Source organism: Streptomyces sp. NPDC000410, from assembly GCF_040300305.1.
Taxonomy (GTDB): Bacteria; Actinomycetota; Actinomycetes; order Streptomycetales; family Streptomycetaceae; genus Streptomyces.
Map to the genome: position 1 here is coordinate 170251 of NZ_JBEPDM010000009.1, position 11089 is coordinate 181339.

Consider the following 11089-nt stretch of genomic DNA (forward strand, 5'->3'; position numbering starts at 1 on the left):
ATAACCTTCGCTGACACGTTCGGCTGCCGAATGTGCGAACGGGAACGAAGGGAGGCGAGTGATGCGGTCCGAGGAGCGGCACCATCGCCTGCTCACGCTGGCGCGCCAGGAGGGTCGCGTCGAAGTCGCCGCCGCGGCCGCCGACTTCGGCGTGGCGCCCGAGACCATACGGCGGGACCTCAGCGAACTGGAGCGCCGGGGCCTGGTCCGCCGTACCCACGGGGGCGCCTACCCGGTCGAGAGCGCGGGTTTCGAGACCAACCTGGCGCAGCGCGTCACGATGCACACCGAGAACAAACGCCGCATCGCCGCGGAGGCGGTCAAGCTCCTCGCCGGGGCGGAGACCGTGTTCGTGGACGAGGGCTACACCCCTCAGATCCTCGCCGCGCAGCTGCCGACCGACCGGCCGCTCACCGTCATCACGGCATCGCTGTCGACCGCTGCCGCAGTCGCCGAGGCGCCCCACACCACCGTCCTCCTCCTCGGCGGCCGGGTCCGCGCCCGGACGATGGCCACCGTGGGCTCCTGGACCTGCTCCATGCTCTCGGGCTTCGTCATCGATTTGGCGTTCATGGGAGCGAACGGAATCTCCCGGGGATCCGGACTCACCACGCCGGACCCGGTCGTGGCCGATGTGAAGGCCAAGGCGATGGAGGTGTCACGCAGACGTGTCTTCCTGGGCCACCACGGCAAGTTCGGGGCGAGCAGCTTCGTCCGCTTCGCGGAGGTCTCCGACTTCGAGACGATCGTCACCGACACCGGCCTGTCCAGCTCGGAGGCCCACCGCTACACCCTGCTGGGCCCCCAGGTCATCCGGGTCTGAGCGGGGAGGCGCACACCCGGCTACCGCCCTCGCGGCTGCCCGAGGTCGTCCGGGCCGATGTGCTCGCCCGGCCTCGCGAGCTCCTCGACCGCCTCGGCGGGGACGACCGCTCCGGTGGTCCTCCTGCCGCGTCGCAGGCGGCCCTCCAGCCATCCGGCGAACGAGGTGAGCGCGAAGTTCAGCACGACGAAGATGACGGCGACGACGGTGAAGCTCGCGATGGTGTTGGCCCCGTAGTTGGCGCTCATCGGGCGGACGGACGCGAGCAGCTCGGAGAAGCCGAGCATGGCTCCGCCCAGGGCGGTGTCCTTGACGATGACGACGAGCTGGCTGACGATCGCCGGCAGCATGGCGGTGACCGACTGCGGCAGCAGGACGTACCGCATGGTCTGGCCCTTGCGCATGCCGATCGCCCTGGCCGCGTCGGTCTGGCCCCGGGGCAGGGACAGGATCCCGGCCCGCACCACCTCCGCGAGCACCGAGGAGTTGTAGAGGACGAGGCCGGTGACGACGGCGTACAGCGGCCGGTTGTCCGGGCTGACGTCGGTGAACTCGGCGTAGGCCGCGTTCGCGAAGAGCATGAGGATCAGCACCGGGATGGCCCGGAAGAACTCCACGACGGTGCCCGCCGCGCCGCGCGCCCACCGGTGGTCGGAGAGCCGGGCGATGCCGAAGAGCGCGCCGAGCGGCAGGGCGATGATCATGGCGAGAGCGGCGGCGATGAGCGTGTTCTCGAGCCCGGGGAGGAGGTACGTCGTCCAGACGCGCGAGTCGGTGAAGAACGGCTCCCACTTGGGCCAGGCGAGCTGGCCCTTCTCGGCGAGGCTCTGGACGACCCACCACCCCACCGCCGCGAGGGCGGCCAGGAACGCCAGCGTGTAGATGACGTTGCGCCGCTTGGCGCCTGGCCCGGGGACGTCGTACAGGACGGAGCTCACCGTTTCACCGCGACCTTCTTGCTCACCCAGCCGAGGAAGAGGCCCGTCGGCAGGGTGAGGCAGATGAACCCGGCCGCGAAGATGGCGGAGATGAGGATGAGCTGGGCCTCGTTCTCGATCATCTCCCGCATCAGCGTGGCCGCCTCGGCGACTCCGATCGCGGCGGCCACCGTGGTGTTCTTGGTCAGGGCGATCAGCACGTTCGCCAGCGGGCCGACCACCGAGCGGAAGGACTGCGGCAGAACGATGTGCGTCAGCACCTGGGTGAAGCTCAGGCCGATGGCGCGGGCCGCCTCGGCCTGCCCCGCGGGCACCGTGTTGATGCCGGAGCGCAGCGCCTCGCAGACGAAAGCGGCCGTGTACGCGGTCAGGCCGAGCACGGCGAGCCGGAAGTTGATGGACTCGAAGGCGTCCGCGCCGAGGCTGACGCCGAGCGTCTGGAAGAGGCCCAGTGAGGTGAAGACGATGATCACCGTGAGCGGGATGTTCCGGACGATGTTGACGTAGGCGGTGCCGAAGCCGCGCATCAGGGGTACGGGGCTGACCCGCATGGCGGCCAGCAGCGTGCCCCAGATCAGGGAGCCGATGGCGGAGTAGACGGTGAGCTGCACCGTCACCCAGAAGGCGCCCAGCAGGTCGTATCCCTCGAGGAAGTCGAACATGCGTCACCCGTTTCAGCTGACGACGACGCCGATCTTCGGGGCGGGCTCGTTCTGGTAGCCGGCCGGGCCGAAGTTCTTCTTCACGGCCTTCTCCCAGGAGCCGTCCGCGACCATCTTCTGCAGGGCGGCGTTGATCTCCGCCTTGAGTTCGCTGCCCTTCTGCACGCCGATGCCGTAGTTCTCGTTGCTCAGCTTGAAGCCGCCCAGTCTGAACTTGCCCCGGTGCTCCGGCTGGGCGGCGTACCCGGCGAGGATCGAGTCATCGGTCGTCAGGGCGTCGATGACCTTGTTCTCCAGGCCGGTCAGGCATTCCGAATAGCCGCCGTACTCCTGGAGCTGGGCCTTCGGGGCGAGCTTCGTCTTGACGTTCTGCGCGGAGGTGGAGCCGGTGACCGAGCAGAGCCTCTTGTCGTTCAGGTCCGCGGGCTTGGTGATCGACTTGTCGTCCGCGCGCACCAGGACGTCCTGGTGCGCCAGGAGGTAGGGACCGGCGAAGTCGACCTTCTTCATGCGCTCGGGGTTGATCGAGTAGGAGGCGGCGATGAAGTCGACGTCGCCGCGCTGGAGCAGCGTCTCGCGGTCGGCGCTCTTGGCCTCCTTCCACTCGATGTCCTCGGGTTTGTAGCCGAGCTGCTTGGCGACGTACGTCGCCACATCGACGTCGAAGCCGGTGTACTTGCCGTCCGGGGTCTTCAAGCCGATGCCCGGCTGGTCGTACTTGATCCCGATCGTGATCTTCCGGCCCGCGTCTTCCGCGTCGCTGTCGCCGTCGGATCCGCAGGCCGTGGTGGCCAGGGACAGCGCGAGCGCGGCGGCGGCCGCGGCGGTGACCTGGTGAAGCCTCATGGTGATCGTCCTCAGTGGTGAAGGATCTTCGAGAGGAAGTCCTTGGCTCGGTCGGTGCGCGGGTTGCTGAAGAACTCGTCGGGGGTGGTCTCTTCCACGATCCGGCCGTCGGCCATGAACACCACACGGTTGGCGGCCGAACGGGCGAACCCCATCTCGTGGGTGACGACGACCATCGTCATGCCGTCGCGGGCGAGCTGCCGCATCACCTCCAGCACCTCGTTGATCATCTCGGGGTCGAGCGCCGAGGTCGGCTCGTCGAAGAGCATGATCTTCGGGTCCATGGCCAGCGCCCTGGCGATCGCCACCCGCTGCTGCTGGCCGCCGGAGAGCTGGGCGGGGTACTTGTCCGCCTGGTCGGCCACGCCCACCCGTTCGAGGAGCACGCGGGCCCTGTCCTCCGCGGTCTTCTTGTCCTTCTTGCGGACCTTGATCTGGCCCAGCATCACGTTCTGGAGCACGGTCTTGTGCGCGAAGAGGTTGAAGGACTGGAAGACCATGCCCACGTCGGCCCGCAGCCGGGCCAGTTCACGGCCCTCGGCGGGCAGTGGTCTGCCGTCGATGGCGATCGTGCCGGAGTCGATCGTCTCCAGCCGGTTGATGGCCCGGCACAGGGTGGACTTCCCGCCGCCGGAGGGACCGATCACGACGACGACCTCGCCGCGGTCGATGGTCAGGTCGATGTCCCGGAGCACGTGGAGCGCGCCGAAGTGCTTGTTGACGTTGCTGAGCACGACCAGGGCTCCGCCGCCCACGCCCCGCGTCTCGTCCGCCTTGCTCACCGCTCCTCCGCTCGTCGGCTTCATCGTCCGTCCTCGCCGGGCCGGTCGCACTCCGGGAACCGGTGCGCCGGCACCCTTTCGTGGGTGCCGTTGGGCCGCCCGGACCACCTCGCACGCCCACGGGCCCGTCCCGGCGTTCCACTGGAGGCATGGTCCAGCTCTCGGTCGTCGTGCCGTGCTTCAACGAGGGGGAGGTGATCGACGCCTTCCACACCGCGCTGCTCGCCGCGCTCGGGCCGACCGGTGAGAGCTTCGAGATCTGCTACGTGGACGACGGCAGCGAGGACGGGACCCTGGAGTGCCTGAGGGGCCTCGCCCGGTCGACCGCGCAGGTGCGCTACACCTCCTTCAGCCGCAACTTCGGCAAGGAGTCGGCGATGCTGGCGGGTATGCGCATGGCCCGGGGCGCCGTGGTCGTCCTCATGGACGCGGATCTCCAGCATCCCCCCGAGCTCCTCCCCCGCATGATGGAGCTGCACCGGCACGGCTACGACCAGGTCATCGCCCAGCGGGACCGCACGGGGGAAGGCGCGCTGCGCAGCACGCTCAGCCGGGCGTACTACCGCCTCGTGCGCCACTTCATGGAGGTCGAGATCTCCGACGGCGCGGGCGATTTCCGGCTCCTGTCGCGCCGCGCGGTCGACTCCGTCCTCTCCCTGCCGGAGAACAACCGCTTCTCGAAGGGGCTGTTCTCCTGGATCGGCTTCGACACGGTCAGCTTCACGTACGAAGGCGTGGAGCGTGCCGCGGGGTGCTCCAAGTGGGGCGGCCGGCGGCTGCTCGACTACGGCATCGACGGGCTGCTCTCCTTCAACAGCCGTCCGCTGCGCCTCGCGATCCACACCGGACTGTGGCTCTTCCTGTCCGCTCTCGGCTACGCGCTGTGGATCGTCGCGAACACCGTCCTGAACGGTGTCCAGACTCCCGGGTACGCGACGCTCATCACCGCCGTCGTCGCGATCGGCGGAATCCAGCTCGCCACGCTCGGAGTGATCGGGGAGTACGTGGGCCGGATCTACCACGAGACGAAGCGGCGGCCGCACTACGTCGTCCGGGAGTCGGACGAGCCGGACCAGTCGGACCAGTCGGAGCAGTCGGAGCAGTCGGACCAGTCCGCCGTCGTCCGGGCGACGGGCCTGTCGCCGGCCTCCGCCGGACGCGCCCGGCCGGAGCCATGAACGCGTGCGCCGTACGCCAGTTCACGACCTTCGCCGCGGTCGGGCTCGCCAACACGGGGGTCTACTACGCCGTGTACGCCCTGCTGAACATCTGGCTGCCCTATCTGGCCGCCCACGCGGTGGGCTACGCGGTGAGCGTCACCGGATCGTTCCTGCTCAACTCGTACGTCACCCTGCGCACCCGGCCGACGTGGCGTGCGTTCGTCCGCTACCCGCTGTCCGGCGCGGCCAATCTGGTGGGCAGCGGCCTCCTGCTCCATCTCGCCGTGAGCGGGCTGGGCATGGACGAGCACCTCTCCGCCCTCGCCGCCGGACTGCTCGTCACACCGTTCTCGTTCCTGCTCGCCCGGTGGGCCATCATGTCCGGCGCGGAAGCCGTGTCGAGTAAGTGACCCGGTCCAGGCGGTAGTAGTCGGCGACGCACCCGGCCGGCCAGGCCCTGCGCCCCTGGTCCCCGAACGGTTCGAGCATCCCGCTCACCGGCAGTGGCGTGTACGGCAGGACGGTGGCCCCCCGCGCCGCCTCCGTACGCAGCCAGCGGTCCTGGCGGTCCCACCGCGCGGCCCGCACCCGCATGTCGTCGCCCAGGTCCTTCAGCGGGGGTACGAGTCCGGCGACGGCGACGGCGTACAGCGCGACGGCGGCCGCCCACGCCGCCCCGGCCGGCCGGCCACGCCCGCGCAGCGCGCGTCCCAGGGCGGCGCCGAGGCCCACGAGGACGAGGACGTAGAGCAGGAGGTAGTCGTTCCAGGTCCGTTCGGCGGTCACGACACGTGCGCCGAAGACGGGGTACGTGACGACGGTGCAGAGGTAGCCGGAGACGAGAAAGGCGAGCGCGCCGCAGGCGGTCAGCCGCAGCAGCGGGCGGCGGCCCGGCCACGCCACCGCCGGCCGCCCCGCCCGGCCGCGCGCAAGGAGACCGAGCAGCACCCCGGCCGCGACGGCTCCCGCGTACTGCCAGGTGGTACCTACCGTCTGAAGGATCCGCGCGTATCCGCGCAGCGCGGCTGCGAGGGTCTCCGGGGCGAACATGGACGCGGTCTCGGCCCCGAACCGCTCGCGTCTGCTGCGCGAGCCGGGAGAGGTCACCAGGATGGCCGTGCCGATCACGACGCCCGCCGTCCCCAGCAGGGACCAGCCGCGCGCGAAGGAGCACACCCGCTCGGGAAGGAGACCGCGGCCGAGGGCGGCGAGGCCGAGAAGGACCACCAGGGCGACGACCGAGGTCTCCTCCGACAGCGTGCCCAGGAAGATCCCCGCCACCAGGACGACGGCCATCGCGCCGACACGGCCCCGGCGGCCGCGCGCGCACAGCGACGGGATCGCCGCGGCGCAGGCCAGCACGGGGGCGAGGGTGTGCGAGACGGAGGCGGCGGGCCAGTAGAACGTCTTGTACGTGTTGGGGGTGGCGAGCAGGAAGACCGCCGTGATCATGGCGGCCACGAGCAGCGGGACTCCGCGGGGAACCTGCTGCCCGGCCGCACGCAGCAGGCGGCCGGTGAGGACCCACAGCACGAGGAGTACGAGAGCGCAGCTGACCGGGCCGAACCACTCGTGGCCCGCGACGGGGAAGCGCGCGTACAGCCCGACGAGCAGGCCGTTGGCGACCCGGCCGTTGTCGCTGACGTAGAACTTCTCGACCAGCCCGGCGATGCCGTGGTCGCGCACGGTGGGCAGGAAGCACCATTCGTCGGCGCTGGGCCGGACGTACCGGCCGAGCCACGAGGCGGCCGCCAGCAGCGCCAGGGGCAGCAGACAGAGCCCTGTCGCCCAGAGTGTCAGGGCGCGGCCGCCCGTGGGCGGCCGCATCCGCAGGGCCGTCGAGCGGGTGGGAACCCCCGCGCGGACGCGCGTCGGCACCCGGGCCTCAGCACCCCTTCAGAGAGCCGCCGGCCTTCACGTGCCGGGCGGCGACCCAGCCGGCCTGACCGGAGAGCCGGTACCAGGTGTCGTTGCCCGCGACGTTCTCGCCGTACCTCTTGCAGGCGAGCTTGATCTTCTGCTTGGGGAGCAGCGCGCCCAGGACCGTCGATCGGGTGTTCGGCTGATGACGGATTCTCAGCTCCGCCTGGCTGATCACCTGGCCGTAGACGGAGTTGACCTTGGGGGCGGGAGTCTTGGCGACGGGCTGCTTGGCGGCAGGCTTCTTGGCGACGGGCTGCTGGGCGGCGGGGGTCTTGGGGTCCGGCGTCGCGGAAGCGGCGCGCGGCGGCGGCGCGGGCAGGCGATCGTCGTCGGCGAGGGCCGGAACCGCGCCCAGCAGTCCCAGGGCCAGGGCCCCGGCGGTCATCGCGAGCGTGGTCTTTACGGGATTGGGCACGGGCTGCTCCTCTTCGTCCGAGAAGGCCGTCCGGCCGGGGATCCCTGGATTCGTCGAGGCACATGGGCGGGCCGGAGACCGGCCTTCAATATGACCTTTTCGGCGATTCGGACACGGGCGACTCTCGACGGGGTCCCCCATTGGGCCGAGTGGCCCGGCGCCGAGGGTGTGAACCTGCCGGGCGTCGCGCGAAACGGCCGGTGGCCGCGCGCGACCGGCTGTCGCGTGCGGCCACCGGGCCTGAGTGCCACGGAGGGTTACTCCGGCGGATAGATGTCCCCCGTGCCCATGGCGCTCTCCTGCTCGCTCTGCTCCTGCAGCTTGCGGGCCTTGTCCTGGAGCCGCTGCCGCTCCTGCGGATCTGTCGCCCGTTCCGCAGCCTGCTTCAGCTCTTCCGCCTTCTGACGCATCTGCCGGACACGTCCACCGGGTTCGCCTGCAACGCTCATGGTCACTCCTCGGACATCGGATTGAGCGGGCCCCCTCAGCGAACCAGCGCCCTCGCGGTGGCGCATCCGGAAAGGTCACCCTGCGTGATCGCCGCAGCAAGACGCATCCCCGTGGCGGGATACCCCACGCAACGCCGTGACGAGCCGCCATGACGTGGCGTCGTCGACCGATCCGCGTCCGTGCATAGCCCGATCGGGTCCAGCGGTGCTAGAACAGACACCGTGATCAGGCGCTTCGACCGATTCCGGGGCGTGTCGGTTCGGCCACTGATCGACAAACGCCCCAGGAGCGTCGCCGGGCAGGTCTTTGTCCTCCAGGTGGCGGTCGTGGTCCTGCTTGTGCTCGTGGCGATCGTGGCCCTCGTCCTGCAGACCCGGCACGACACCAAACGTGAGGCCCTCAACCGCTCGGTAGCGGTGGCGGAGTCCTTCTCGCACGGTCCCGGGATGCTCGCGACGCTGAAGACCCCCGACCCCACGCGCGTGCTCCAGCCACTCACCGAGGAGGCCCGCAAGAAGGCGGGCGTGGACTTCATCGTGGTCATGGACACCAACGGAATCCGCTACACGCATCCGCAGCCGGACCGGATCGGGAAGCGCTTCGTCGGCACCATAGAGCCCTCGCTGCGTGGAGAGGTCCTGCTGGAGAGCGTCGACGGCCCGCTCGGCCAGGAGGTCCAGGCGGTCGTCCCGGTGACCGACGACGACGGCAAGGTCGTGGCCCTGGTCTCGGCCGGCATGACGGTCCAGAACGTCACCGGCGTGGTGAACCGGCAGCTCCCGGTCATCCTCGGTGCAGGCGCCGCCGGACTCGCGCTCGCCACGGGCGGGACCGCCCTGGCCGCGAGACGGCTGAAACGGCAGACGCACGGGCTCGGCCCGGAAGAGATGACCCGGATGTACGAACACCACGCCGCCGTTCTGCACGCCGTGCGCGAAGGCGTCCTCATCGTCGGCGGCGACGGCACGCTGCTGCTCGCGAACGACGAGGCCAGACGGCTGCTGGGGCTCGGACCCGACGCCGAGGGGCGGCCCGTCGCCGAGCTGCCCGGCCTCGACCCCGCCACCGCGGAGCTGCTGGCCTCCGGCCGGACGGCCACGGACGCGGTGCAGGTGGCGGGTGACCGGCTGCTCGTGGTCAACCAGCGGCCGACCGACACTCCCGGCGGCCCGATGGGCACGGTGGCCACGATCCGTGACTCCACCGAGCTCCAGGCGCTGACCGGCAAGGCGGAGGTGGCCCGCGAGCGCCTCCAGCTGCTCTACGACGCGGGCGTACGCATCGGCACCACGCTGGACATCCGGCGCACCGCCCAGGAACTGACCGATGTCGCGGTCCCCGGGTTCGCCGACTTCGCGACCGTCGACCTCGCCGATCCGGTCCTGGTCGGCGACGAGCCGGGCGGCATCGGGGCGGCGGGCATGCGGCGCACCGCCGTCAGCGGCATCCGCGACGACCCCCCGCTCTATCCGCGCGAACGGCTGATCTCCTTCCTCCCCTCGACCCCCCAGGCCCACGGGCTCGGCAGCGGCCGCGGCCAGCTCGTCCCCCACCTGGCCGATGCGCCGGGCTGGCACGCGCAGGACCCCGAAGTGACGAAGGAGATCGTCGAGTACGGCATCCACTCGCTCATCACCGTTCCCCTCCAGGCCCGGGGGGTGGTCCTCGGCCTGGTGAACTTCTGGCGCTCGGAGCAGCCGGGGCCGTTCGACGAGGACGATCTGTCCCTGGCCGAGGAGCTCGTCGCGCGCGCCGCCGTGTCCGTCGACAACGCCCGCCGCTACACCCGCGAGCACGCCCTGGCCGTGACGCTGCAGCGGAGCCTCCTGCCGCGCGCCCTGCCGGAACACAGCGCCGTCGAAGTCGCGCACCGCTATCTGCCCGCGCAGTCGGGCGTGGGCGGCGACTGGTTCGACGTGATCCCGCTGCCGGGCAGCCGGGTGGCGCTGGTCGTCGGCGACGTCGTCGGGCACGGTGTGCACGCCGCGGCGACGATGGGGCGGCTGCGCACCGCGGTGCACAACTTCTCCACGCTCGACCTGCCGCCCGACGAGCTCCTCAGCCATCTGGACGACCTGGTCGGCCGTATCGACCAGGACGAACCGGGCGCGGACGGCGGGTCCACGACGACCGGTGCCACATGTCTGTACGCCATCTACGACCCCGTCTCACGGCGCTGCGCCATGGCCCGGGCCGGACACCCGCTGCCCGCGGTGGTCCACCCGGACGGGGTCGTCGATTTCCCCGAGCTGCCGGCCGGGCCGCCGCTCGGGCTCGGCGGGATGCCCTTCGAGAGCGCCGAGCTGGAACTGGCCGAGGGCAGCACGCTCGTCTTCTACACCGACGGGCTGATCGAGGACCGCACCCGGGACATCGACGTCGGCATCGAACTGCTGCGCCAGGCCCTCGCCCACGCCGACGGCGAGCCGGAGGAGAGCTGCCGGGCGGTGCTCGACGCGCTCCTGCCCGCCCGGCCCAAGGACGACGTGGCCCTCCTCATCGCCCGGACCCGGGCGCTGGGGCGCGACCGGGTGGCCGAGTGGGACGTGCCGTCGGACCCACGGGCGGTCGCCGGGATGCGGGCGGCGGTCGTCGCGGTGCTGGAGGACTGGGAGCTGTCCGCACTCGCCTTCGGCACCGAGCTCATCCTCAGCGAGCTGATCACCAACGCCATCCGCTACGGCTCCGGCCCGATCCGGGTCCGCCTCCTCCACGACCGCTCCCTGACCTGCGAGGTCACCGACGGCAGCAGCACCTCCCCGCACCTGCGGTACGCGGCCACGACCGACGAGGGCGGCCGCGGTCTGTTCCTCGTCGCCCAGCTCGCGGAGCGCTGGGGCACGCGCTACATCCCCGGCGGCAAGATCATCTGGGCGGAACTGGCGTTGCCGGGGGACGGGGAGGGGGAGGGGGAGGGCGAGGGGGCGGATGTGGACGAGGATTCGCTGCTGGCGTTCTTCGACGCGGATGCGCTGTAGGGCGGGTGGGGTGGGGTGGGGGCGCCTGCGGCGGGCTTCTTTCCCCTACCCGCCCCTTCCCGAATCGGGGGCTCCGCCCCCGAACCCCCGCTCCTCAAACGCCGGTGGGGCG

The 11089-nt window shown here is 71.0% G+C and carries 11 protein-coding genes; 4 read left to right on the forward strand and 7 right to left on the reverse strand.

Going from position 1 to position 11089, the window contains the following annotated elements; genetic code table 11:
- The first annotated feature begins 61 nt into the window (after positions 1-61).
- Entirely contained in the window at positions 62-823 is a 762-nt protein-coding gene (locus ABT342_RS14085) for a DeoR/GlpR family DNA-binding transcription regulator (RefSeq protein WP_351571997.1), read from the forward strand.
- Positions 824-843: 20 nt separating this feature from the next.
- Here ABT342_RS14085 and ABT342_RS14090 read toward each other — a convergent pair whose 3' ends face one another.
- From ABT342_RS14090 to ABT342_RS14105, 4 genes are read right to left on the reverse strand one after another with little or no spacing between them, the layout of a single operon-like run.
- Entirely contained in the window at positions 844-1761 is a 918-nt protein-coding gene (locus tag ABT342_RS14090) for an amino acid ABC transporter permease (protein WP_351572000.1), read from the reverse strand.
- A complete protein-coding gene (locus ABT342_RS14095) occupies positions 1758-2423 on the reverse strand; it encodes an amino acid ABC transporter permease (protein WP_351572003.1) in 666 nt (221 codons plus the stop codon). The genes ABT342_RS14090 and ABT342_RS14095 overlap by 4 nt, the downstream gene beginning before the upstream one ends.
- 12 nt (positions 2424-2435) lie before the next feature.
- Positions 2436-3269 (reverse strand): glutamate ABC transporter substrate-binding protein, encoded by an 834-nt coding sequence (locus tag ABT342_RS14100; protein WP_351572006.1) that lies wholly within the window; start codon positions 3267-3269, stop codon positions 2436-2438.
- A gap of 11 nt (positions 3270-3280) precedes the next feature.
- On the reverse strand, positions 3281-4075 hold the full coding sequence (locus ABT342_RS14105) for an amino acid ABC transporter ATP-binding protein (protein ID WP_502965529.1): 795 nt from the start codon (positions 4073-4075) through the stop codon (positions 3281-3283).
- Positions 4076-4200: 125 nt separating this feature from the next.
- Here ABT342_RS14105 and ABT342_RS14110 point away from each other — a divergent pair, with 125 nt between their 5' ends.
- Both ABT342_RS14110 and ABT342_RS14115 read left to right on the forward strand, forming a co-directional pair.
- Positions 4201-5229, forward strand: a complete 1029-nt coding sequence (locus ABT342_RS14110; protein ID WP_351572009.1) for a glycosyltransferase family 2 protein — start codon at positions 4201-4203, stop codon at positions 5227-5229.
- Entirely contained in the window at positions 5226-5621 is a 396-nt protein-coding gene (locus ABT342_RS14115; RefSeq protein WP_351572012.1) for a GtrA family protein, read from the forward strand. Before ABT342_RS14110 ends, ABT342_RS14115 begins: the two co-directional genes overlap by 4 nt.
- On the opposite strand, the gene ABT342_RS14120 is transcribed toward ABT342_RS14115, so the two are convergent.
- From ABT342_RS14120 to ABT342_RS14130, 3 genes are all read right to left on the reverse strand, one after another.
- On the reverse strand, positions 5587-7038 hold the full coding sequence (locus tag ABT342_RS14120; protein WP_351572045.1) for a DUF6056 family protein: 1452 nt from the start codon (positions 7036-7038) through the stop codon (positions 5587-5589). The genes ABT342_RS14115 and ABT342_RS14120 overlap by 35 nt on opposite strands.
- Positions 7039-7096: 58 nt before the next feature.
- The gene (locus ABT342_RS14125) at positions 7097-7549 is read right to left on the reverse strand and encodes an SH3 domain-containing protein (RefSeq protein ID WP_351572015.1); all 453 of its coding nucleotides are present in this window, start codon (positions 7547-7549) and stop codon (positions 7097-7099) included.
- A gap of 257 nt (positions 7550-7806) precedes the next feature.
- On the reverse strand, positions 7807-7998 hold the full coding sequence (locus tag ABT342_RS14130) for a DUF6381 family protein (protein WP_351572018.1): 192 nt from the start codon (positions 7996-7998) through the stop codon (positions 7807-7809).
- 252 nt (positions 7999-8250) lie between these two features.
- On the opposite strand from ABT342_RS14130, the gene ABT342_RS14135 reads away from it, so the two are divergent.
- The gene (locus ABT342_RS14135) at positions 8251-10977 is read left to right on the forward strand and encodes a SpoIIE family protein phosphatase (protein WP_351572048.1); all 2727 of its coding nucleotides are present in this window, start codon (positions 8251-8253) and stop codon (positions 10975-10977) included.
- Positions 10978-11089 lie beyond the last annotated feature (112 nt).